24 protein-coding genes and 1 pseudogene are annotated in these 24,598 nt (G+C 37.8%); 17 read left to right on the forward strand and 8 right to left on the reverse strand.

Annotation, left to right across the window (positions count from 1 at the left end):
* Positions 1-260 precede the first annotated feature (260 nt).
* Positions 261-389 (forward strand): annotated as a pseudogene (locus tag SFC47_RS06155) (NAD(P)/FAD-dependent oxidoreductase); the annotation flags it as partial.
* Between the two features lie 77 nt (positions 390-466).
* Here SFC47_RS06155 and SFC47_RS06160 read toward each other — a convergent pair.
* The 5 genes from SFC47_RS06160 to SFC47_RS06180 all read right to left on the reverse strand — a co-directional run bounded on the left by SFC47_RS06160 (position 467) and on the right by SFC47_RS06180 (position 6,444).
* Entirely contained in the window at positions 467-1,234 is a 768-nt protein-coding gene (locus SFC47_RS06160) for a nucleotidyltransferase domain-containing protein (protein WP_411253357.1), read from the reverse strand.
* 136 nt (positions 1,235-1,370) lie between these two features.
* On the reverse strand, positions 1,371-3,947 hold the full coding sequence (locus SFC47_RS06165) for an FtsX-like permease family protein (RefSeq protein ID WP_411253358.1): 2,577 nt from the start codon (positions 3,945-3,947) through the stop codon (positions 1,371-1,373).
* Positions 3,944-4,627 (reverse strand): ABC transporter ATP-binding protein, encoded by a 684-nt coding sequence (locus tag SFC47_RS06170; protein ID WP_411253359.1) that lies wholly within the window; start codon positions 4,625-4,627, stop codon positions 3,944-3,946. Before SFC47_RS06170 ends, SFC47_RS06165 begins: the two co-directional genes overlap by 4 nt.
* Positions 4,628-4,754: 127 nt before the next feature.
* Positions 4,755-5,759: a sensor histidine kinase gene (locus SFC47_RS06175; protein ID WP_411253360.1), complete on the reverse strand. Its 1,005-nt coding sequence runs from the start codon at positions 5,757-5,759 to the stop codon at positions 4,755-4,757.
* 1 nt (position 5,760) lies between these two features.
* Positions 5,761-6,444 carry a response regulator transcription factor gene (locus SFC47_RS06180; protein ID WP_411253361.1) on the reverse strand — a complete coding sequence of 228 codons (684 nt, stop codon included), beginning with the start codon at positions 6,442-6,444 and terminating at the stop codon, positions 5,761-5,763.
* Positions 6,445-6,746: 302 nt separating this feature from the next.
* On the opposite strand from SFC47_RS06180, the gene SFC47_RS06185 reads away from it, so the two are divergent.
* The 9 genes from SFC47_RS06185 (at position 6,747) to SFC47_RS06225 (ending at position 15,105) form a co-directional block, all read left to right on the forward strand.
* Entirely contained in the window at positions 6,747-7,337 is a 591-nt protein-coding gene (locus SFC47_RS06185; RefSeq protein ID WP_411253362.1) for a hypothetical protein, read from the forward strand.
* Positions 7,338-7,372: 35 nt separating this feature from the next.
* Positions 7,373-7,537, forward strand: a complete 165-nt coding sequence (locus tag SFC47_RS06190) for a hypothetical protein (RefSeq protein WP_411253363.1) — start codon at positions 7,373-7,375, stop codon at positions 7,535-7,537.
* Between the two features lie 111 nt (positions 7,538-7,648).
* Positions 7,649-8,266, forward strand: coding sequence for a class I SAM-dependent methyltransferase (locus tag SFC47_RS06195; protein WP_411253364.1), 618 nt, complete (start codon positions 7,649-7,651; stop codon positions 8,264-8,266).
* 93 nt (positions 8,267-8,359) lie between these two features.
* Positions 8,360-9,253 carry a glycine-rich domain-containing protein gene (locus SFC47_RS06200; RefSeq protein WP_411253365.1) on the forward strand — a complete coding sequence of 298 codons (894 nt, stop codon included), beginning with the start codon at positions 8,360-8,362 and terminating at the stop codon, positions 9,251-9,253.
* A 247-nt stretch (positions 9,254-9,500) separates the two neighbouring features.
* Positions 9,501-11,048, forward strand: a complete 1,548-nt coding sequence (locus SFC47_RS06205; RefSeq protein WP_411253632.1) for a spore germination protein — start codon at positions 9,501-9,503, stop codon at positions 11,046-11,048.
* Positions 11,041-12,162 (forward strand): GerAB/ArcD/ProY family transporter, encoded by a 1,122-nt coding sequence (locus SFC47_RS06210; protein WP_411253366.1) that lies wholly within the window; start codon positions 11,041-11,043, stop codon positions 12,160-12,162. The genes SFC47_RS06205 and SFC47_RS06210 overlap by 8 nt, the downstream gene beginning before the upstream one ends.
* The gene (locus tag SFC47_RS06215; RefSeq protein ID WP_411253367.1) at positions 12,159-13,334 is read left to right on the forward strand and encodes a Ger(x)C family spore germination protein; all 1,176 of its coding nucleotides are present in this window, start codon (positions 12,159-12,161) and stop codon (positions 13,332-13,334) included. The genes SFC47_RS06210 and SFC47_RS06215 overlap by 4 nt, the downstream gene beginning before the upstream one ends.
* A 321-nt stretch (positions 13,335-13,655) precedes the next feature.
* Positions 13,656-13,814 (forward strand): hypothetical protein, encoded by a 159-nt coding sequence (locus tag SFC47_RS06220; protein ID WP_411253368.1) that lies wholly within the window; start codon positions 13,656-13,658, stop codon positions 13,812-13,814.
* 583 nt (positions 13,815-14,397) lie between these two features.
* A complete protein-coding gene (locus SFC47_RS06225) occupies positions 14,398-15,105 on the forward strand; it encodes an MOSC domain-containing protein (RefSeq protein WP_411253369.1) in 708 nt (235 codons plus the stop codon).
* A 133-nt stretch (positions 15,106-15,238) separates the two neighbouring features.
* On the opposite strand, the gene SFC47_RS06230 is transcribed toward SFC47_RS06225, so the two are convergent.
* Entirely contained in the window at positions 15,239-16,111 is an 873-nt protein-coding gene (locus tag SFC47_RS06230; RefSeq protein ID WP_411253370.1) for a YitT family protein, read from the reverse strand.
* A 126-nt stretch (positions 16,112-16,237) separates the two neighbouring features.
* The gene (locus tag SFC47_RS06235; protein WP_411253371.1) at positions 16,238-16,426 is read right to left on the reverse strand and encodes a hypothetical protein; all 189 of its coding nucleotides are present in this window, start codon (positions 16,424-16,426) and stop codon (positions 16,238-16,240) included.
* Between the two features lie 184 nt (positions 16,427-16,610).
* Between SFC47_RS06235 and SFC47_RS06240 the strand changes: the two genes are divergently transcribed.
* From SFC47_RS06240 to SFC47_RS06255, 4 genes are all read left to right on the forward strand, one after another.
* The gene (locus tag SFC47_RS06240) at positions 16,611-17,090 is read left to right on the forward strand and encodes a GNAT family N-acetyltransferase (protein WP_411253372.1); all 480 of its coding nucleotides are present in this window, start codon (positions 16,611-16,613) and stop codon (positions 17,088-17,090) included.
* 85 nt (positions 17,091-17,175) lie between these two features.
* Positions 17,176-17,958 (forward strand): class I SAM-dependent methyltransferase, encoded by a 783-nt coding sequence (locus tag SFC47_RS06245; RefSeq protein WP_411253373.1) that lies wholly within the window; start codon positions 17,176-17,178, stop codon positions 17,956-17,958.
* 243 nt (positions 17,959-18,201) lie between these two features.
* Positions 18,202-19,686: an FAD-binding oxidoreductase gene (locus SFC47_RS06250; protein WP_411253374.1), complete on the forward strand. Its 1,485-nt coding sequence runs from the start codon at positions 18,202-18,204 to the stop codon at positions 19,684-19,686.
* A gap of 11 nt (positions 19,687-19,697) precedes the next feature.
* Positions 19,698-20,219 (forward strand): hypothetical protein, encoded by a 522-nt coding sequence (locus SFC47_RS06255; RefSeq protein ID WP_411253375.1) that lies wholly within the window; start codon positions 19,698-19,700, stop codon positions 20,217-20,219.
* Positions 20,220-20,367: 148 nt separating this feature from the next.
* On the opposite strand, the gene SFC47_RS06260 is transcribed toward SFC47_RS06255, so the two are convergent.
* A complete protein-coding gene (locus SFC47_RS06260) occupies positions 20,368-20,502 on the reverse strand; it encodes a hypothetical protein (protein ID WP_411253376.1) in 135 nt (44 codons plus the stop codon).
* 265 nt (positions 20,503-20,767) lie between these two features.
* Here SFC47_RS06260 and SFC47_RS06265 point away from each other — a divergent pair, with 265 nt between their 5' ends.
* From SFC47_RS06265 to SFC47_RS06275, 3 genes are all read left to right on the forward strand, one after another.
* Positions 20,768-23,002, forward strand: coding sequence for a metallophosphoesterase (locus tag SFC47_RS06265; RefSeq protein ID WP_411253377.1), 2,235 nt, complete (start codon positions 20,768-20,770; stop codon positions 23,000-23,002).
* A 654-nt stretch (positions 23,003-23,656) separates the two neighbouring features.
* Positions 23,657-24,064, forward strand: coding sequence for a GNAT family N-acetyltransferase (locus tag SFC47_RS06270; RefSeq protein ID WP_411253378.1), 408 nt, complete (start codon positions 23,657-23,659; stop codon positions 24,062-24,064).
* 86 nt (positions 24,065-24,150) lie between these two features.
* Positions 24,151-24,588: a hypothetical protein gene (locus SFC47_RS06275; protein ID WP_411253379.1), complete on the forward strand. Its 438-nt coding sequence runs from the start codon at positions 24,151-24,153 to the stop codon at positions 24,586-24,588.
* Positions 24,589-24,598 lie beyond the last annotated feature (10 nt).

Here is a 24,598-nt window from a genome sequence, read left to right on the forward strand (position 1 = left end):
GATAGTAACATAGTTTTTCAGTTTCTGCCTTTATTTACCATAAATTTTCAAATAATTTACAGAACTTTCATAACATTCGAGGATAACTTTGAATAACACCTCCATTTTTGCAAAAAAAAAGAGAAATAGTTGTTTTTGGTTAAATTTTATCTCTCGCTCCTGCTACCTAAATATCCCATATTTTTCTTGCTTTGAGGAGACTGAATTTTCTCTACGACTTTAGTCTTACGGATAGAACACTCAGTTTATCGAACTTTATTGATGCTGTTAACAAGCTAATCAGCACGAACCCTGCAGTTATCGAGAAGTTTTTTGGAATCTATAACTATGCCAATGAACACAGTGATTTTGAGAGAGAGTTATTTAAGGTTATGGGTCCTGTATCATAGCGATTGGGAACAAAAAACAAAGAACAACCCATAAATTTATGGATTGTTCTTTGTTTTTTCATTCACTGCCGTTATGTTTAAAAATGAAATGAAGTAATCATTCGATCCCACAACGGTTTAATCTTTCCTGGGTTTGCTGCCTCTGTGAAGATCCAGGGAGTTTCTTTAGATAATATTTCACATATAAGGTTAACGGCTTGTTTGTGCTTTTGCGGTGTAATATTCTCATAGATTTGTTTTGTTTGTTTGACTGTCACATCGGGAAGAGAAGCTTCAATGGTTTTCAAACCCAATTGTGCCCGGTTTGGATTGTATTTATGCAGTAACACTCTTGAAAGATGGTTCATGACTTGGTGGAGCAAATTAACAGACCATATATCATTACCTCTTGCAGATGATATTTTATATTGGAACAAAAACCACGCAATATCGTCCACGGCGTCTTGAAACTCAGTTTTTGATAGTTTTAGGTTCTGATTTTGTTTGAATTTATCTAATCTATTATTTGGGTCATAAAGGACTTTTATAAAATCCTTTTCAATATATGTATGTTCTGTAACGGTAAACAAGTCAACATGCACAAAATTTTCATAGACTGCTAGGATTTGGGGTGCCACAATAAATATATCGTCATGAAATAGCAGTTTGTTATAGGACTCTAAATGTTGGACCCTGCTTTGATTGAATTCTTCTACATCTTCTTCATTTACGAGGCAATACATATCTATATCTGAATACTCATCCTGTTCACCACGTCCGATCGAACCTTTTAAAAAAATCGACTGGACCCTTTTATCCTGTTGCAGGCTATTTGAAATTGCTGCTATGGCATCCTCTAAAATCATAATCGTTCACCCTCAATAGAAATGTTTATTACGACATTTTATTATACAGACTTACATGTTGCAACAATTTTTCAAAAAATTTCAAATAAATACAACAAAACTAAACGCGATCAGCCTTGGGCTAACCGCGTTGTCATTAAATATTTTCCTGCTTTAAGCTCTCGATGATATTTTCATTTTTTATTTTTGATATGGAATAGAGCATGGCGGATCCGACGATCAGGAAAATTACGATGATGACGAAAACTATGCTCAGCCAGGGCAGCTGGAATCCATATTCAAAGGTGAAGCCAGTGGAGCGATGAATGCCAAACATGACAAGGAGACTGATGGGCAGTCCGTAGGTAAGGGCCTTCACTCCGTAAAAAATACTTTCATATTGAATCATTTTGTTAAATCCTTTAGGTGTCATGCCGACCGATCGCAGCATCGCAAACTCCCGTTTTCTTAGCGAAATACTGGTGGAAATGGTATTAAAGATATTGGCAATCGAAATAAGAGAAATCAGTGTGATGAACCCATACGAAAAGACAGACATGATCAAAATCATCTGTTCCTCTTGCTGGCGCTGCTGGTAGACATTAAAAACATGAATGTTTGTATCTTTACGGTCTTCAATGGCGGTTTGGGTTGCCATTGGGTCTGAACTATTGAGATATACATATGGAGTCACCTCAATGTCCGTTTTAGCTAACAACGAATCCATGGTCTTTTGTGAGACGATAAGGTTAACACCCCCGAGAAAAGCGGTCGTTACGCCCATCGGTACATGGTGTGTAAGGGCAGCAATTTCCACGCTGCCTGCTACTTTTCGATCTGGCTGCTCATTCTCCATATCTCCTGCAGGCATTGTCAATAAATCGATTTTCTCCCCAACCTCAGTCTGAACCGATGTTGTTTCGACTATTTTTTTCGTGCTGGCATCTTCATAGGATATTTGCTCAATTACAATAGCTTTTGGTGAGTCTGGGTTTGAGAATTCTTTTGCATCCACCCCGACTTCTTTGGCATACTCTTCAAAACTTTTTTGATCCAAACCGCTCAGAACTACGTAATATGGATACATACCATCCTCGGGGACGGCTTCTGTTTTTAGCTGCTCTGAAACGTCTTCCCACGGAATGAGCGTCTCTAAGTTTACTTCCGTAATCATGGTCGATTTGGTCACATGTTCAAGCTTTGTGTAGTCTGTTAAGTCTACCTTTTCGTCTTCAGAGCTGAAAATTTGAATATCAAACGACCAATCATCTTGTGACATTTCTAGTGACTTTTTCAGACTACCTGTAAAAAAGGTCACCGACAAGAACAAGACAATGCTTATAACCAGGGAAAACACAGTGGCCAAGTACTTTTTCTTATTCCTTTTGACATTCTTCAGCCCAATTTCGGCTTCAAGTCCAAATATTTTCCGGACAAGCTTTGACGTTTTTACGGTTTTCCCTGTCAATTTAATATCATGGGTTTGCCGGATCGCATCAATCGCGGAAACCTTAGATGCTCTTTGCGCCGGGACAAAGGTAGAGATGAAGATCGTCAAAATGGATATCCCGCAGGCAATGAGAATCGATGATGGAGTGACCACCAACTCTAGTTTTTCGGAAATCCCCAGAGCGTTTTCTAAAATAGTGTTGATAAAAGTAAAGGTGATGCCAATTCCAGCTAAGCCGGCAAGAAGTCCAATTGGAATACTGATAGCTCCAATGACAGATCCTTCAAAAAAGACAGAGTTTCGCTTTTGCTTTTTGGTGGCGCCAACGCTTGAAAGCATTCCTAAATGTCTGGTCCGCTCCGATACACTAATCGAGAAGGCATTATAAATCAAAGCCACGGAGCCGATGATGATCACGCTCATAATGATGGCCACTAAGGAATATAGAGTCTTGTGTAAAGAATCATTATTCGTAACTCCATAGTAACGAAGCAATTCACCATTATATTGAACATTATCAATTCCCTGTTCGGCAGCAAGGCTTTTTGAGTGTTTATAGAGAGAGCGGTTTATATCTGTTAGTACTACAAGTGCGTCCACTTTATCTGTTTTACTTAATATTGTTTCGTCCGTATAGCCAATCACAGTATAACCAGGTGACCATGTTGGTTCCCAGGAAGGGCGTTCGATGGTCCCAACAATGGTCACGGTTTTCGTTTCGTTAATTTTTAACTCCTCAATTATGGAATCCTCGTCTCGTTGGAGATTGTCATTCTGAGTCAACTCTTTTTCGGTGACAGTACTAACACGCTGACCGAGGTTAACGGTAAGTTGATCCCCAATTTTGTAATCGACCTTTGCATTCTTGATAATTGCTTCAGAGATGGCAACTTCGTTTTCATTGCGAGGAAGTCGACCATCAATCACATCAATGGGGAACTGTTTCATGCCAATGGTATTATAATGTTTAAAAAATAAATAAGGTTTGCTTTTATTTTCAGATTCTTCTAAAGCGGCATAGCCTTCTCTTGTGAGAATCAGGCTTTTCGTCTTACTGTCCTGTTTGATAGCCTTGATTTGGTCTGTAGTGACATCTTTGTACCGAACATGCCATTCTCCGTGGGAGGAGATATTCTGTCGTGTCAAAAGGTCTAAAAAGGAGTAACCCAGGGTGGTCACAGCTGTTATCATTGCCACCGAAATGATGACACCGATCATCGTTACAAGAGAGCGGCGTTTGTTCTCTTTTAAATGCCTGATGGTGACTTTTTGGATAATGTTCATGGACGAAGCACCTCATCCCTGGCAGCCTTCCCGTCTTCGATGGCGATGATCCGGTCAGCTTGAAGGGCGATACGTTCATCATGGGTAATCACAATCAGTGTCTGATTATATGTTTTGTTAAACATTTTAAGCAGTTCCATAATCTCCTTACTATTTTTACTATCTAGGTTTCCTGTCGGCTCATCGGCGAGCATAAGCGCGGGATTGCTGATTAATGCACGTCCAATTGAGACGCGCTGCTGCTGGCCGCCGGAAAGCTGGTTGGGCAGGTGGGAAAGCCGCTTGTCGAGACCTAAAATATTTGTCACTTTGTTAAAATGGCTGGGATCGACCTTTTGTTCATCTAAAAGCATGGGCAGTGTGATATTTTCTTCCACTGTTAGGATAGGGATTAAATTATAAAATTGATAAATCAAGCCGATTTGCCTGCGTCTAAAAATCGCAAGCTGTGTTTCATTTAAGTTATATATATCGGTTTGATCAATGAGTACCTTGCCACTTGTGGGCCGGTCGACACCGCCCAGTAAATGAAGCAATGTAGACTTTCCCGAACCGGATGGGCCGATAATACAGACGAATTCGCCTTTTTTTACCGAAAAGGATACATTATCCAGTGCCGTAACGGCTGTTTCACCTTTGCCGTACACCTTTGATAGATCTTTAACTTCTAATATATTCATACAGAAAACCTCCATCATTTCATTATCTTGAGGTTAGTATATCGAGCCAGTATGACTTTAACGTGACTCTTAAGTGACAATTTATTCACTTAGGAAGAGGAGCAGGCACTTAAAAAAAGCAGGTAATCTAAATTACCTGCTTGTAGAACTTTATTTGGAAACTAGTGCCGGCACCGGGTTGACTTTTCACTTCAATATCCCCATGCTGACTGGTGATGATGCTATACGCCATCGCGAGCCCAATACCCACGCTTTCGTCACCTGCATTTTTCCCTTTATAAAACCGCCTGAAAATATAAGGAAGATCCTCTTTTGAGATTCCTTTTCCGTTATCCGAGATGGTGATTTCTGTGAATAAGGGATTTTCGGAAAAGTGGATGGAGATTTCGCCGCCTTCTTCGGTGTGCTCTACTGCGTTTTTGATGATATTGATGAGTGCTTCTGTGGTCCATTTAAAGTCACCGATAAAGGAAGCCTGTTGATCTCCTTCAATTTTTACTGTTTGCATTTTAATATCCATCGGAACTAATAGCGGACCTGTGGCTGCTTGAATGAGGGGAGCGGCCAGTACTTGTTCTTTTTTAAAGGAAATCGTACCGGCATCGATTTTCGAAAGCTTTAATAAAGAAGAAACCAGCCATTCCATCCGTTCGAGCTGTATTTGAAGATTACGCGTGAATTCTACTCGCTTATGATCCTCTAATCGTTTGTCACGTAACAAATCGGCCATGACGATCATCGAGGTAAGAGGGGTTTTTAATTGGTGAGAGATATCAGAAATCGCATTTGTCAGTTTTACTTTATCTTCATGTAAAACAGTTCCCTGCTCAGAAAGCATTCTTGTCACTTTATAAATATCACTTTTTAACAGGCTCAATTCTCCTTCTGAATTATCGCGCACGTCCAATTGATAGTCACCGCTCGTAATTTGCTTTAAATAGACTGAGAGTTTTTGGATTTCACGGTACCGCCATTTCGTGAAAACCAGCGTGGTACTAATGAGTAAAGTGGATATTCCCAGTACCAAACCAGCAGCCGGCAACGATAAGCATAGGGCAGCCGCAGCAGATCCGATGACACTGATCGAAAGAAGGACAGTGATAAGGATTTGAATTTCTGTATTACGAAGCAAGTCAATCACCAACCTTATAGCCCATACCCCGGACAGTTTTCAATATTGTAGGTTTCCCGGGATCATCCTCAAGTTTTTCCCTCAATCGTTTAATATAGACTGTCAAAGTATTATCATTTACAAAATCACCAGCGACATCCCATATTCGGTCAAGCAGCTGTGCCCTTGTGAGTACTTGTCCAATGTGAGTGGCAAATAAAAGGAAGAGCCGATATTCTAAGGCAGTTAACAGTATTTCTTGGCCATTTTTATAGACCTTTCCTTCTAATGTATTAATCTGAATATTTTCAAGATCAATGGTGTTTTTTTGATGAGAATGGCGATGATAGCGGCGGTGGACTGTTTTAATCCTTGAGATCAACTCACGGATCCGAAAAGGCTTTGTAATATAATCATCCGCTCCCATATCAAGCCCCATCACGACATTCACTTCATCATCAAACGCGGTTAAGAAAATGACTGGGATATCACGAAGTTCTTTCGCAAGCTTACACAAGTCATAACCGCTGCCATCAGGTAAGGACAAATCTAGTAAGCATAAATCGATTTCTTCAATCCGATGCTTGATTACCTCTGTGGCCGAGGCTGCAGTATGGCAAAGCAGGATTTCATAGTTTTCTTGCTTCAAGGAATACTCCAACCCAGAAGCGATCGTCCGATCATCTTCAACCACTAAAATTTTCATTTACGTTCATCCTCACAAACCCTTTTTCTTTTATCTTATTGAAATAGAAAGCAATCGTCAAAAGATTTGAGTGCCTTAGGGACAAAGGGAGATGACCGTGGTGACCGTGGGGACGGTTCTAGTGTTCTTTTTTATAAACGCAAAACTTGTAAAATAATGTAAAAATTTATAAACTTTTATGAAACCTTTCACCCTAATAACCGTATAGTAGTTTAAATGGGAGTCTATGGAAATGTTTTTTAGAATTTATCCGCATCAAATGCTTTATAATGAAGTCTTAACCTGATAAGGAAGTGTCGATATTGAAGAAAGTATCTATTGTAGTTTCCACCACTATTTTTATGTTGTTTTTTGCCGGATGTTCCAATTCCCCTAAGACCACAACTAGTTCTCAGGACACAAATAATGAGGAGGTTTCTTCTGCTGATAACCTTGTAACGGAAGAATCCCCAGTTAATCAACCGGATGTTATTTCACCTGAAAATAGCGGAAACGAGGAAGGAAAAGAAATTCTATCTTCATACTCTAGTGAACAGATTGAATACGCTCGAATTTGGCTGCAGCTTGGACCCAATCAAGAAATTGATGAACTAAATGTTCTGCATATTCCAGCTGGTACACCTCTCAATCCCAACGATGACACCAGTGCGCTCTATCCTAAAGATGTTATCCAGTTAGCGGGTTCCCGGTTAGTAGATGGATCTGTAACGTATAGCGGTAATGGAGATGGAAGTATTCATGTATATAACGTTCCATTGCGCTGGGATGGCCAATATCCTGCTGGGGAAGAATTCTACAAAGATATAATTGAAAATACCGAATTAGTGTCTGTTCAACAAGGTGATAATAATAGAATCATTGAATTAATTAAATTAATCCATGTTCAGCCATAGATAACGATAATTTGAAATAAATGGGTGTGAAAGATATGGAAAATGATTATAAGGTGGTTCCTGAAGAATTAGCAGGGAAAATCGTGGAAGAAGTGGCAATTGCAAGTCATGCTGTTGTAATTAAATTTACAGACGGTACCTTCCTAGATATATACGCTCAAGGTCCAATAAAAACATCTACCAACAAGCTGGAAAAGTAGTAGTAGTAAACGCTCTTTTTTGTGATTATGGCCATATATTCATAACATTGTTCGAAAACCCTTAGTATGGAATATAATGTAAATGATGTAGTCTGCTAAGGAGTGATGAATTTGAATAATGTTTGGAATAAATTTATATATAAAGTTGGTTCGCCGCTGTATGATTATTTTTTTAACTCGGGTATGTTTTTAGCTGCGAGAAAACGCGTTTTTCAGGATATTGCATTTAATAAGAAACAAAAAATTCTATTCGTAGGTGTAGGAACGGGTGCTGATTTAGAGTTGATTGATTATTCCGGCCTAGATATTACGGCGGTTGATTATTCATCGGATATGCTAAGGAAAGCAAGGGCTAAGTTTCGAAATTCTACTATCACATTTTTAGAAATGGACGCTCAAAAGCTGGCGTTTAAAGATGAGTCGTTCGACTATGTAGTAGCAAGCCTGATTCTATCGGTTGTGCCTGACGAAAATGCATGTTTTAAAGAAATGGTGCGAGTCCTGCACAGGAATGGGAAAATAATCATTTTTGATAAATTTATCCCTGACAATAGGAAACTATCATTTCTGAAAAAGATGTTAAGACCCATTATTTCGGTGTTTGGAACGGATATTGGCAGAAGTTTTGAAAAAATGATTTATCACACTTCTGAAAAGATAAGGGTTGAGGAAGATATCCCGATTATGCTTAATGGGATGTACAGGAAAATCATGATTGGAAAAGCCTAATAATGTTAGTCGAAATAATTACTTAACGGTCTTAAGATTGAATTTCATTTAGGAACTTTTTTAAGCTGAAGTTTAATAGGAAGGGGAGATTTGATGGCATGGTTAATCCTGCTTGCCGTTGTAATTTGGTTTATTTTCTTTATATACAAAAAACTCTCATTTAAATATAGTCTATCTCCCGATTCCGTCGAGATAAAACCAATTAAAGGGTTGAAAAAGCTTAGTGATCACCTCGAGCAATCTTTAAGTGAAGCTTATATGAAAAACGTAGAAGAGAGGGTTAAGAGAGAAGTCAAGTTAGAAGAAAATGAGTATAACTGGCGGCTGCTAGATTTAAAACGCTACTTTATCTTGACTGCTCTGTTAAAAGAGACACCAATGTTTAGCGAAAAAGTCGATGAACTTTGGCATCAGATGCTCATGTTTACTCGTGAGTATGATGATTTTTCAAAAAAATATCTAGGGCGAATTCTTCATCACTCTCCAAATGTAAAAGAGTACCCTGATCCTGATTTACGTGGTTTTTTTGATTGGGTATATGGTGAGCTTTTTTTCATAAAAAAAGAGAATATCCATCTTTATAAGGGATTTTTCAGGCACCCTGTACATCCAATGGTCATTGATGAATTTAGAACTTTATCTGAAAACGAATTGATCGAAAAATATTTTAATCATGATACTAAATATATGGCTGCTGTATTTTCACTTATCTCCTCCATGAAAGAAACAGCCAATAGTGTAAAGGATTATGAAAAAGCCGTCATACAAGAGAAAATGAAAAAAAGTAAAACTCAAAAAAATTACAATGCAATTCTCGTTCCTTTCTTATCTGTTTCATATTTTCATTATCATGATTTTTCAAGTTACCTAAATACCAGCAGCAATTCTTCATCAAGTTGTACAAGCTGCGGGTCGGCTGACTCCTGTAATAGCTCCTCCTCGTCTTGTAGTAGTTCCTGTTCTAGCTGTGGCGGTGGTGGAGATTAAATTTTGGGGACAATTATAAAAAAAAGACGAAACACTGAACTCATTTTATTAAATAAAAGAGTCAGTGTTTTTTTTATTTGAACAAGTGTCCAGGGTGTCCAGAGGGACGGTTCTCATGCCCCTATTTTTGAAAATATGACCAGAAGAACCGTCCCAGCGTCCTCTCCCGCGTCCTCTTGCATACTTTTGAGAAAATAAGGAAATTTAATATATAGATGATGCTTTAGGAGGAAGTTGTGTGATTCGAATGAGAAGGAGTCCTATAAAGATAAGGAAAAAGGAGCAAAATGTACCACAATCATTAGCACTGGACATCCCATTATCGAAAAATCTTGAAGAAAATATACACTTTTTCTCCTCTCTATACAAGGGAAGTTCAGATGTGATTTTTCGTTCTTTCGTTGTTGGTCAGAAAGACACCAGCATTATTTATATAGAAGGTTTGAGTGATTCACAAAAGCTAGACGAACAAGTGCTGGAAACATTAATAGACCAAAATGAGTTTGATGAAAATGACTTCCTTACTTCTGTAAAAAACCGTTTACCAATTTCTAATATAAATAAGATTTCTACGTACTCTGCCTGTATTGATGCAATAGCTGAGGGGAAACCCATTTTACTATTTGATGGATTTGATAATGCTTTCTCCCTGGGTTTAGTTAAGTTTGAAAAGCGCAGCATAGAAGAGCCTCAGGCTGAGACTTCGATTCGGGGGTCGAGAGAGGGTTTCACTGAATCCCTAGGTGTTAATATATCTTTATTGCGTCGAATTATAAAGGATCCGGCATTGAAAATGAAGACCGTCCATGTGGGAAAATATACGAAAACCAAGGTTTTGATTTCTTATATTGAGGGATTAGTAGACAAATCATTAATTGAGGAAATCGAAAACCGGCTTAATCAAATCGAGATTGACGGGGTTTTAGAAAGTGGTTATATTGAACAATTTATTGAAGACAATCCATATTCTCCCTTTCCGCAATTATTATATACGGAACGCCCTGACGTTGTTTCCGCTAACTTGCTAGAGGGCAGGGCGATTCTGATGATTGAGGGGACTCCCTTTTCCTTAATAGCTCCAGTGAGTTTTTTTAGTTTGTTTCAATCACAAGAGGACTATTATGAACGTTTTTGGATAGGGACCTCTATACGGGCCCTCCGGTTTGTCTTCTTAGTTGTATCCTTATTCCTACCTTCTATCTATGTAGCGATCACCACGTTTCATCAGGAAATGGTTCCAACTGATCTGTTAGTAAGTATTGCTTCCTCTAGAGAAGGGATCCCATTCCCTGGTATTATTGAAGCGCTGCTGATGGAAATTGCCTTTGAAGCATTAAGGGAAGCTGGAATCCGTCTCCCTAAGCAGGTAGGGTCCGCTGTTAGTATTGTAGGAGCACTTGTTATTGGTCAGGCTGCTGTTCAAGCAGGGATTGTGGCGGCACCGATGATTATTGTAGTGAGTATTACAGGAATTGCTTCTTTTATGGTGCCTCGTTATTCAATTGGTCTTGCTATCCGATTGTTGCGATTTCCAATTATTATCTTAGGAGGCGCATTAGGATTAATTGGTGTCATGCTTGCGTTAATTATCCTTATTATTCACTTATCATCACTTAAATCATTTGGGCTCCCGTATTTGAGTCCAATCGCTACTGCACAGAAATATTCGTTTAAGGATACGCTCGTTCGATCTCCATTATGGAAGATGAACAATCGTCCTCGGTTGACAGGAGGAACAAATGAGATAAGACAAGGAATAAATTTAAAGCCTGGGCCAAATAAAGGCGGTGAATAACGAACTGGGTGGTGAACGTGAAATGCTGGAAAAAGGGAAGATATCTCCATTACAATTAGAATTTATGATGGTCCCAACGATTATTGCTACCGGTGTCCTTTCTATTCCCTCGATTGCTGGTAAATTTGCTCGGCATGATATGTGGATGACCCCGATAGTAGGTTCAATCATTGGGTTTATCACGGTTTTCATTGTTTGGAAGCTCCATCAATTGTTTCCGAACATGACCCCTATTGAATATAGTGAAAAAATCCTTGGAAAAGCTGTTGGCAAAATCCTTGGTCTTTTTCTTGTCTTATTTTATTTTCATGGCACTGGGTTAGTTGTTAAACAGTATGCTAATTTCATTTCCGGTAATGTAATGTTTCATACTCCCTCTGTTGTATTTACCATCGGAATCATATTTGTTAGTGCATTAGCGGTCCGAGGCGGGTTAGAAGTGATTGCTAGATCTGCGATAATTTGTACCACCATATACATAAGTACAGCGCTTACTCTCCTTCTATTACTTAGAGACGTTGAAATCGGTTTTATGCTTCCTATACTAGAAAATGGGGTGCTTCCTGTTATGAAAGGGGGATTGGTTTACAACGCATGGTTTAGTGAATTTTTTCTGCTATCATTCCTTTTTCCCTTTATTAAAGATCCAAAAAGAAGCCTAAAGACTGGAATGAAAGCATCATTTTATGTGATGCTTATTCTCACGTATGTTAACTTTTTTGTCCTTACCATTTTGGGAATCTCGTCCGTCAATCAATTTTACCCTGTATACTCCATTATCCGGGGGATTTCAGTAATGGGATTTTTTCAAAACTTTGAAGTTCTCATTACTGCTTCCTGGGTTCTTGGGAATTTTGTAAAAGTTTCTGTTTTTCTATATGTGGCAAGTTTGGGGCTGGCACAGGTATTTAAGCTTTCCAACTATCGGATTATCGTGTTTCCATTAAGTCTTCTTTTGGTCTTAATCAGCTATTGGGATATCCCTAATATTACAGTGCTCGTAGACTACTTAACAAGAATTCAGCCTTTCTACTTCATCCTTGTGCAGACGGTTTTACCGCTATTATTACTAATCATTGCACTAGCACGCCGGTTAAGAGGTGGGAGCACTTGAGAAAGTACCTTCTTATTATGGTGTGTCTTTGTTTGTTCGCGCTTTCCGGCTGCTCAGATCGGGTAGAAATGCAGGATTTATCCATTATTACAGCAGCGGCAATTGACAGATTAGAAGATGGAAAAACAAGAATCTCCGTCCAGATTTTTATTCCTCGCGCCATTACAAGTGGTGAATCGGGGGAGGATCCAAGCTTAGGTTCTACTTTTGTCCGCGAAGGAATAGGAGATAATCTTGCCAATGCTATATCAATGCTGCAAGTCAATATACCGAGAAGACTATTTTGGGGCCAATGCAAAATCTATATTTTTGGAAACGAAGTGGCTAAAAGCGGGATTCGAGATGCAGTTGATTATTTGGCACGTCATCCAAGTCCGCGGGGGAATTCCTATTTATATGTAAGTGAGGGTGAAGCAAAAGAAATTTTGACGTTAGTTCCACCTTTAGAAAGGTATTCAGGTGAAGCATTGAGAAAATTATCTGATAGTGAACAGGGAACCATCACTACATTAAGAGATGTTGATATGGGCTTGATGGGGGAAGGTGAAAGTGTACCTATACCATTAATAAAAGTACTAAAATCAAAGGAAAAAGCAAGAAAGCTACATGAGACGATCCCTGTTATTGACGGGACAGCAATCTTTAAAAAAGACCAAATGGTTGGAACATTAAACCTTAAAGAATCTCGCGGCTTTTTATGGTTAAAGGATGAGGTGAAAAAAAGCACTATATCCATTAAGCCATATGGTGAGGATGGAGAAATTACCATGACTCCGACGTTAGGTGAAATGAAATTCAGCCCCCAAATCAAAGATGGCCGATGGATCATGAATTTAAATATTGCCCTTGAAGGCGATATTGTACAAAACGAAACGCATTTAAATCTAATGAATGTAGATGTCATAGAACGAATGAATAAAGAATACGAAAAAGCCCTAAAGGAAAGAGTTATGAAAACCGTAGAAAAGCTCCAGCAGGAATTAAAAGTTGATGTCATCGATTTCGGCAGGAGATTTCATCAAAAATATCCAAAGGAATGGAAGAAGATTAAAGAACAGTGGGTTGAGAAGTTCCCAGAGGTAGAGGTGAAAATAAAGGTTAAAGCGAAGATAAGAAGGCCGGGTTATGTTGGACCGCCAGCTGCACTTCCTAGAGATGAGGTGAAGGATTAATGCGATGGGATTGGACAACCGTATTTTGGGTGCAAGTCCTAATTTGGTGCATTTACCTTTTAGAGCGGAAACAGTTGAAAAAGGCCTCAAAGGCTGACAAATTTATATTTACATCCATCCTATTATTGTCAGCCATTGCATCCTTTATGAACCTAGAATACTTACAAGGCCCCATCACATTTCTCAAATACATCTTTGGACCTTTGGGGAGATTTATGGAATAAATGTCCATAGGGACGGTTCTCATGTCCTGGTTTTTGTAATGTGACCACTAGAACCGTCCCCATGGTCCCCCCTGGAACACATGGGAGGGGATTGATTATGCAGGTAATCAAAGGAGATTCGCAGGTAAGATGGTGTTCTATGCAGGAAAGCATACAAAATCCGCAGGTAACGAACATAGATTGGCAGGTAATTAATTTTTCACTCGAAAACCTCCGAAATTTGGATATGCAAATTAGGATTCCTTTTAATTTTTAACCTAAATAATCAATAAATAGGAAATATAATGACCAAAGCCAGGCCGCAGCCTGGCTATTTTCAGCTTCGGGTGTGGGAAGGGATTGAATAGGCAGGTAAACAAAAGGGATTCGCAGGTAAGATGGTGTTCTATGCAGGAAAGCGCACAAAATCCGCAGGTAAAGAACATAGATTGGCAGGTAAGGAATTTTTCACTCGAAAACCTTCCAAAATTAGGTAATGCAAATTAAGATTCCTTCCAATTTTCAACCTAAATAATCAATAAATATGAAATATAATGACCAAAGCCAGGCCGCAGCCTGGCTATTTTCAGCTTCGGGTGTGGGAAGGGATTGAATAGGCAGGTAAACAAAGGGGATTCGCAGGTAAGATGGCTTCTATGCAGGTAAGTCAACAAAATCCGCAGGTGAAGAGCATAGATTGGCAGGTAAGAGTAATTAATTAAAATATATCTGGATTCTCCTTTAAGAATCGTGTCCTGACAGGATTTAAACCTTTTCCTGTTGAATTCTAATTATGATAATGGGAGGTTATTTTAGAAGAATGTAATAAATTCAATACAGGAAATATAGGAGGAAATACGTTGAATATAAAGGTAGGGACAGTAAAGGAAATTCGCCGGTTTCCAGGTAAATCAATATTAGGAGAATCTTTATCATCAAGTTCCATTGATGATCGAGGTCTCATAGGTGACCGCCTGTGGGCGATAAGAAACACTAATGGAAAGTTTGGCAGTGGCAAGACCACCCGACGATTTCAGCAAATGGACGGATTATTTCATTTGAAAGCAAGGTATGAGGGTCTAATTCCAATTATAACTATGCCTGATGGGAAGGAATATCGGGGTGACGGTGATACTATAAATGAGGTATTGACACAGCAACTTGGGTTAGAGGTAACCCTAGCAAAAGAAGAGTCTATCTCTCATTTTGACGAAGGTCCAGTCAGTATCATTACAACCTCTGCGTTACGGGTGTTGAGCCACGAAATAGGGGAGCCGGTAGACCTACGTCGTTTTCGGGCCAATCTTTTAATTGATACAGAAACAACGGGATACCTGGAAAATGATTGGGTGAACCGACTAATCAAGGTCGGACCAACTGTTGCTCTAAGGGTTGTGGCTCCACTCGAAAGGTGTGTAATGGTGAACAATGAACAAGAAGAGTTAAAACAGGATGCTAGGATTCTTCGAAACTTGGTTAATCAACATAATTCAATTTTTGGTGTTTGGGCCAAAGTTGAACGAAAGGGTGAGATGAATCTAGGGGATGAGGTCACCCTATTAGATTAAAGGTTTTCTTGACTTAGATAAGCTAATCGATGAGTTTGCAAATAGAAAAACAATGAAGAAAATTTTATGGACAAATAAACAAACACTGATCTCATTTAAATAATATAAAAGAGTCAGTGTTTTTAGTTTTTCCTTAATTAATATTATGTTTAATAAAATTACCGCCCTTAACTTCTGCTACGTCATAAACAGTAACAAAGGCTTTTTCATCAACTTCATGAATAATTTCCTTCAATTTGGTTTCTTCTAAACGATTGATCACACAAGTAATTTCTTTGAATTTCTCATGAGAAAATCCACCGTAAGCTTCTTTATACGTTGCACTTCGACCCAGCCGTTCCCGTATGGTCTCAACCATTAATTCAGGCTTGGTTGTAATAATTTGAAAGGTTTTAGATCCACTTAAGCCTTCCTCAACAATATGGATAACTTTTGACGCAATATAGTAAGCAATGGCTGAAAGAAAAGCCCCTTGTAAACCAAACACTGTTGAAACAAAAATAAAAACAAAAATATTTAAGAAAAGAATGAGGTCGCTTGTTCCAAATGGTAATTTCCGAGAAAGCAGTACAGCAAGCATATCAATTCCATCTAATGCACCACCATTACGCAGTGCTAATCCCATCCCAAGACCAAGTATAATTCCTCCAACCACGGTAACCAACAAAGTATCTCCTTCTATAATTGCGGGGATGTGGTGCATATTAACGGTCCCAATGGCAAGGGATGCGATTCCGATTACAGATAGTAAAGCAAAGCCCTTTCCAATTTGTTTATATCCTAACCAGATGAATGGGATGTTAAGAACTGCGATAAGAACTCCTAATGGTAAACCAAAAAGTTGTGAACCTACAATACTAATTCCAGTTACTCCTCCATCAGATACCCGGTTTGGTATCAAAACGGTTTCTAAACCATATGCTGCAATAATCCCTCCGATAATAACCATTAATGCCTGTAATACATGTTTAAATGTTAATCGTTTATGTCTTTCAGTTGAATTCATATGATCCCTCGCATAAGTATGTTGTTTATTATTAAATAAATTTTTTATTTATTATTAGATAAAAAGAACCTAGATAGGCTCTTTTAAAAACTTGTTTAATTTTACTATCTCTCTAAATTAATAAAATTATTTTATTAATTTTTCCGGGTTTTTTACTTTTATGGAAACAACTTCTCCGCACTTTAAACAAACCGTAAAGATTCTCTCAGACCCTAGCGTCATTTTCTTATCCACAGGGCGAAGATTGATAAAATCCATTGCTTGTACAAAAGAATTTCCCCCACAACTTTTACATTTCATTTCTTTGGAATTCATAATACGATTCCTCCTTCATAAACTATTGAATTTATACGTTGTAAATGAGAGAAAAGATTCATTTTTAGGAAAAAAACGTTGCAAATTAGATGGGGGAAATTGAATTTAAAGTACAAAGAGCTTGCTTTGTATTAGTAGAACAATAATATTAGTATATAGGAACTTAAATATGGGGGTAGTCACAATGAGGATACGTGAAATTGAAGAAAGAGACAACCAAGCAATCGAGAAAATTATTAAACGTTCATTGGAATCATTTGATTTAAATCTTCCAGGAACAGCCTATTTTGATCCGCAGTTGAGTGCTCTGGCACAATACTACAAAGGACAACCAAATGCAAAGTACTGGGTTGCTGTGAATGAACAAAATGAAGTTGCAGGCGGTGTGGGAATTGCACCATTTGGAGAGAAGACCGGGATTTGCGAGCTGCAAAAACTATACATTAAACCTGAAGCCCAAGGGATGGGCCTTTCAAAGGATTTAATGAAAGTAGCATTGGACTTTGCCAGCGACCATTATTCACATTGTTATTTAGAAACATTAAAGAAACTTCACATTGCAAACCTCCTATACATAAAATTAGGCTTCCAACAACTTGATAGAGCACTAGAGGGTTCAGAGCATAGTGCTATGGACGCTTGGTATATAAAAAAATTATCGTAAATATTTTTGTGCATTTTTATGAGTATTGCACTAAATAGAAAGTTAAGGAGTTTTTCGTCAAATAAATAAAGATTCATATTCAAGGATGAGTGATAAATTGAAAACGAAAAAAGCGAAATATAATACTTGGATTCGAATATACAAACTTCTTATTTTTTTGATTATTTCACTTGTTTTACTATTCGTAACGGTGTTACCAGTGCATTTATTTCTTCGAATCTTGTCAGGAATTTTAGCTGTCCCATTTATTTATATAACATTTATTCTTTCTTATTCTGTTTATCAATTTGGAGCATTTGGAGGGAACTATCAGTCCAAAATACATGATTTACTTGTTGCCAAGGTAAATGGAGATGGCAAACTGAGAATACTCGATATAGGAACCGGAAGCGGCTCACTCATTATTAAATTGGCAAAGACCTTCCCAGAGGCGAGGTTAACTGGGATTGATTATTGGGGTGAGAATTGGCAATATTCAAAAGCTCAATGTCAACAAAATGCAAAAATAGAGGGGGTCTCAGACCGGATTGATTTTCTGAAGGCACATGCTGGAGAACTCCCATTTAAAAATGAAGAATTTGATATCATATTAAGTTGTCTAACATATCATGAAGTGAAAGATAGACAGAATAAAACTGAGGTAATGAAAGAGGCATTAAGGGTGCTAAAACCTGGTGGGGAATTTGTTTTCCTAGATTTGTTTATGGATAGAAAAATATTTGGAAATGAAGAAGAGCTTTTAAGTGAGTTAAAGAAACATGTTACGGCGGTAAAAATTGATAAACTTTCAGAGGAAATGAATTTACCCAGGCTCCTATTGAATAAAAAAGTTTTAGGAAATGGATCAATTTTGAGTGGAAAGAAATGATTAATAATGTCCCTGTAAATGCAAATGGCTTAGTATAATACTAAGCCATTTACTATTGTCCATTAAGTTTTTTTGTTTTTAATAACATTTTTTTACATAATGCAGTGGTCAACATGACAATGCCCAAGATTACAATGACTAGAATACTAACCTGGATTTTACGAAAGTAATAATATAGTATTGCAGATAATTTACATTACCTGTTAGAATTAGTGTAATATTACACTAATTGGGGTTGATTGGGTGGAGACGTCTCCTAGAAGGATTAAACAGTCTATTCATAAAAGTCCATGGTTTCTTGGAACGATAGTATGTATTTTTGTTGTCATGGTGTTTGTAAACATTCCGATTGAACAAAGAAAATATGGACTTTCACAAAGCAATATGACGACAGATTATACTGGACTGCTTCCTGAAAAGATCGAAAGAATCGTTAAGGTAAGAGACCGAACACAATTACAAAAAATAGTGAAAGAAGCAAATGAAAAGCGTCAGCATATTTCCATCGCTGGTTTGCAGCATTCACAAGGCGGCCATACGTATTACAAGGATAGCATTGTATTGGATATGAAGACATTCAATAAAATAATGAAAATAGATAAACAAAATAAATTAATTAAGGTAGAAGCTGGAGCGACCTGGGAAGATGTTCAGGAAGCGATTCAACCCTATGGGCTCGCGTTAAAGGTCACACAATCACAGTCGATTTTTACCATAGGCGGATCGCTCTCCGTTAATGCTCATGGGCGGGATATTCGCTTTGGCCCAATGGCTGGAACCGTCCGGGAAATGACCATTCTGACGCCAACAGGAGATATGAAAACCGTAACTCGAAATGACTCAGAGGAATGGATGAAATATGTCTTTGGCGGCTTTGGATTATTCGGTGTCATTTTAGATGTTACGTTAGAATTAACGGAAAATGATGTTTACACCATTTATACAGAAGAACTTAAAACAAATGAGTATGAAGACTACTTTTCAAAACTAATAAGAAACGATGATACCTCCATGCATTATGCAAGGGTAAGTGTTGCACCAGATTCTTTTTTAAACGAAATGTATGTAATAGATTATAAGAATACTGGTAAAAAGGATCATGAAACGCCGCTGAAAAAAGAGCGCGGTGCACGTATTGGTAAACTGGCACTGGATATTGGCCGGTATGGCGGGGGCTTAGAGGACCTTTTCTGGGAAAATCAAAAGCTGCTAATTAAGTCACTCGATGGAGACGAGGTAACTCGAAACAATGCGATGCGCGGGAATTCTGCATTTATGGAATTTACCAAACCTGGAAGGGTAGAAGTACTTCAAGAGTTCTTCGTTCCAGTGGAGCAATATGAAGAATATATTACCGATTTAAAAAGATATCTCCCAGCAAATGATAAAAATGATGATTTTAAAATCCATAACATTACGGTTCGTTATGCTGCAAAGGATGACTACACCTATTTGAATTATGCAAAAGAAGATATGTTTGGACTCGTTATTTTAATCCAACATGGTTTAAAAGAAAATGAGATTAATAATGCGAAAGCAATCATTCAAGGTTGGACGGATTTGACACTCAAACACGGAGGGGGATATTACCTCCCATATTATCAGTATCAAACAAAAGAACAATTTAAACAGACTTATCCATCTTGGGAGATGTTTCAAGAAGAAAAATTAAAAAGAGATCCAAATGATGTTTTCCAAAACATCTTTTATGACCATTACTTTAAATGAAGGAGCCTCTGATGAAGATTTTAAGTGAACGCTCTGTCCCTTTGGTTGTATCTGTCGGCCAGGTTGTCATTTTTCCATATTATATCCTTTGGTTAAAAGAGGCCTCTCTGACATTTACCTTGTTTACCTGGCTTTTTGCCGCTTTTTCTTTTAGTGCTGCACTAGGATATCGTCTTTTCCAAAATGGAAAAAAACCTGTCAACAAGTATATACCTTATCTCTACATGGGGATGGGGTGTGTTTATTTATTCGTTGGCAATATAAGAAGTTCGTTTGAAGCGCTTCCATTTCTCGCTCTCCTATTTCAGGTGATTTTGGGTTTCTTACAAGGTTATCATCACGCTTGGCATGTGAAGCAGAAAACCTTTCGTTTACACGCCATCAATCACTATCTCCTGGTTGGGACGATTATGGTTGTACTTTCCTTTGTAAAAATTATCTCCCCGGCCATATTCATTAATGTCTTTGGAGTTATATTATTCATTTGCGGACTTGTATTTATATTCATCAAAAATATGGACAGCACAATATGAGGTTGTTTATGGTTACGCAACATGATTTCTCAAATAGAAATGTAGGATGAGTGCTAAATTGAATACAAATATAAACGCTTGGATTTTAAATCCAAGCGTTTATATTTGAGATTTAATATGCTACTCCAAATCTCAAATAAACCTACAGTTAAAGATTATCAGTATTAATTCTTGGGGTATTTGTTTGGGGAGCCGCTGCCGCCCTGGCATTTTCATTATGTCTCTCGTTTTCATATCTATCTAAATCACTGACTTGTTTGGAAGATTCCTTTTTATCAGCCACTTTACCACCTCCTAAGAATAATATGTCCAACTTTTAACTGGAAAATAATAATGTATACAACGTGTCTATACACAAAGAATTTACTCAATATTTACAAAAATCAGCCTAATTCTTAACCTTCAAATGCTATAACCATAATGAATGGAGGTGGAAGATTGAGTGATTTTTTTGCAATTAGTAACCCCGTAGTTTAATGGATATTTTTCTAATGGAAAGATAATCTCGTAATTCTAATTCCAAAATTTAATAGGAAAGGATGTAAAAAATGAAAGTAACTAAATCTTTTTTGGTTTTGATTATGATTTTCAGTTTATTCGTTACTCCTTTTTTCCAAGAATCCAACAAAGCAGAGGCTAGCTCGTCAGCTTTTAAAATTGCTGTCCTGCCTGATACCCAAAACCTAGCAAGTAACCACCCAGAAATTTTTCGGGCCCAAACACAGTGGATTGCTGACAACGCAGAGAAACAGAATATCAAGTTTGTCGTTCACGAAGGAGACATCACTAACAATAACAATACACCCCAGTGGGAGGTTGCTAATGATGCAATGCGTATATTAGATGGGGTTGTTCCTTATACGGTTTTACCGGGAAACCACGATATGGGTACGGGTGGTTCGGCAAATACACGAGATACCACTTTATATAATACCTATTTTCCGATAAGCAATTTCTCTGGAACTGAGACCTTCGGGGGTGTTTATCCAGCAGAACCTGATAAGTATGATAACAATTTTCATACCTTTAACGCTGCAGGAACGGACTGGTTAATCCTTTCGCTGGAATTTGGACCAAGAGATCCTGTATTGGATTGGGCGAACGAGGTGGTCGCTTCTCATCCCAATCACCGTGTCATTGTCGCAACACATGCCTATATGTTTTCTGATGAAACTCGACATAATGAGGGCCATGCCTGGAATCCGCATAATTATGGTGTAGCTTCAGGAACAGGCGGGGTGAATGACGGAGAAGAAATGTGGCAGAAATTCGTCAAGAAGCACCCGAATATCTCAATGGTACTTAGCGGACACGTATTGAACGATGGCCAAGGTCGTCGTGTATCGGCAGGAGAATATGGAAATAAAGTCTACCAAATGCTATCGAATTACCAGATGCAAGCAAATGGAGGAAATGGATTTATCCGACTTCTAGAAATCGACCCTCTAGCAGGGACTATTAAAGCAACCAGTTACTCTCCTTATCTAAATGAATACAAAACGGACTGGCAAAATGAATTTGTATATACAAACGTTGAGCTTGGTACACCAAATTCAGATGGAAAAAAACCTAAATATCTCTTCCGTGATGACTTTAGTGAGGAGAAGGAACGTGATGATGACGGGCTATTGAAAGACTGGACCATCGTTGATGAGGGAACAATTGACGGACCTTCCAAATGGTCGGTTATTGGAGGGGAAGTCGTACAATCTTCCAATATCTATGGTCCGAATGTTCCTGCTGTTGACAATCGTAAGGGGACCTTTGCTTATTATGACAAAGGTAATGCCTTCAAATGGGAGGATTACAGCTTTTCCGCTAAATTACGCGCAACAGATGATGATGGAATCGGTCTGATGTTCCGCTATCAGGATCCAAAAAACTACTATAAACTAGAATTGGACAACCAACGTAAATTCTCCAAGCTCTTTAAAGTGGTTGATGGAGTAGAAACGACAATGGCTCATGTGGCTGAAGCAGGGTATATCTCAGACACCCAATTTGAATTAGAAATTAAGGTAGTTGGAAATCAGGTCCAGGTTTATCGGGATGGAATCGATATATTTGATGGGCCTATTATCGATGATTCTCATTCAGCAGGTACGGTAGCTTTTTATTCTTGGGGAAATCAGAGTAACTACTTTGATGATGTGCTAGTTAAAGGTGTTAAACAATCTAGCGATCTCTTAAAGGATGATTTTAATGGTGGAAAAAAACGTAATGATGAAGGTCCTATAAAAAACTGGACGATTGTAGATGAGGGAACCATTAATGGACCTTCCAAATGGTCTGTAGTGAGAGGAGAACTCCTGCAATCTTCCAGCATCTATGGTCCGGATATTACGGCCGTTGATAAACGTGAGGGGACCTTTGCTTATTACAACAAGGGTGGTTCGTATTCTTGGAAGGATTACTCGGTATCGGCCATATTACGCCATACTGAGAATGACGGAATTGGCCTTATGTTCCGCTATAAGGATCCAGATAACTACTATAAACTAGAATTGGATAATGAGCGTAAATTCTACAAGCTCTTCAAAGTCGAAAATGGGGTAGAAACGACACTTGCCCATGTGGTTAAACCAGGATATACATCAGGTGCCAATTTTGAATTGGGAGTCAAGGTTATTGGCAGCGAGATCCAGGCATTCCAGGATGGAATCAACATATTTGGAGAATCTATCATCGATGATTCCCATTCAAAAGGTACGATTGCTTTATATGCTTGGGGAAATCCGAATAGCTACTTTGATGATGTATTAGTGAAAAGGGAACATAGATAAGTTGGGAAAACGTGGAATCTAACTACGTTATGGGTTGCTGCGGCAGTTTTTTCTAATTGTACTATTGGCAGGCCCGTTGAAGAAGGAATTTGAACATTCTTCGAGAATAAACTTTAATAGGTATATGGGGGAATCAAATTCTTGTTCTTTTTCCCCTGATTCCTTTAGAGCTAGCATATTACATTATAACGAGAATTTAGGTATGAACAGAAAAGTTCTAATAAAGGGGATTTCGAATTGTCTATTAACTAATAAAGAAGAAACATTATGGTAAAGGTTTATTATATTTGGTTTCAAGAAATACTTGTATATTTTTAATCCTTATAGGTATTGCTAGATTGTAGAGATTTTTATTTGCTTTTTATTCAATGGGGTGCGATTGTTCATAGAACAGTCGCTTTTTGTGTGTTAACTGGGTAGGATAATTGAATAAGAGTTCATCTTACAGTCCAGTGAAAGATTAAGCAATCGTCAACTAACTGAGGGTTTTCCTTTAAGTACAGGCTGTAATTACCGTAGTCTTTAATTATTGAACACAATGTTTAGTTCAATAATTAAAGAGTTAAACAGTTGTATAAAAATAATAAAAGTGGTATAAATATACATATTTGTAAATTGGATATATTAAATGAAGGACAACAAGGGGAGAATAATATGGAGATTGAATTTAATGAATTGAATCCTTCCAAGGATGACTTTATTCGATTACATCAAACAACTGGATGGAATGGTAAAGGAATATATACATATGACCAACTATATTCTGCAATTTGTAACAATTGGTATTCCATTTCTATTTATCATAATAAAAAATTAGTAGGATTTGGTCGGATAATATCAGATGGGATTTATCAAACTCTAATTTGTGATGTAATGGTTCACCCTGAATATCAAAAACAAGGTATTGGAAAAAAAGTAATGGAATCATTACTAAAAAAATGTGATGAAGCAGGAATTAAGTGGGTTCAATTATTTTGTGCAAAAGGAAAACAAGAATTTTATAAGAAACTAGGCTTTATAAGCCGAGATTCTGAAGCCCCAGGTATGTCCTTATTTTTATAAAAATTAATATTATCATACTCATTTATTACGAGACTGTTGGATAATATGATTCCTAAATGCAAAATCTATCTGTAAAAATGATAGGAGTGAGCAACCTGAAGAAACTGTTTGCTCTCATTACAATTTTATTTTTATTCTCAATAAATCACTCGGTAAATGCTAAAAAGCCTCCAGAACCAAAGGAGATTAAACCGTTTGCAGCGGACTGGTATGTGACACCGGAGGATATTATTAGAGATATTGTATTTCCAGCTATTGATAAAAGGGTGATGCAAGAGTATCCAGGCAATGATCCAGCTACTTTTGGCTGGCAGTCACAAAGGATTGTAGGTATTGTATATAACAACAATCATTCCTATGATATATCCATCAGTCTTCAAATTCCTGACGAAAGGAATGTACCTGGTAACTATGCACATGACGTGGTTAAAGTTAGAGTATCACCATCCTGCGACAGTCCCAAAATTGGATGCAGCCATGGGTTTAAAGTAGAAGTGTTAGATTATGAACATATGAATAAATAGACAGATGCGA

Origin of the sequence: Neobacillus niacini, assembly GCF_046591715.1 — a bacterium.
Taxonomy (GTDB): domain Bacteria; phylum Bacillota; class Bacilli; order Bacillales; family Cytobacillaceae; genus Neobacillus; species Neobacillus niacini_L.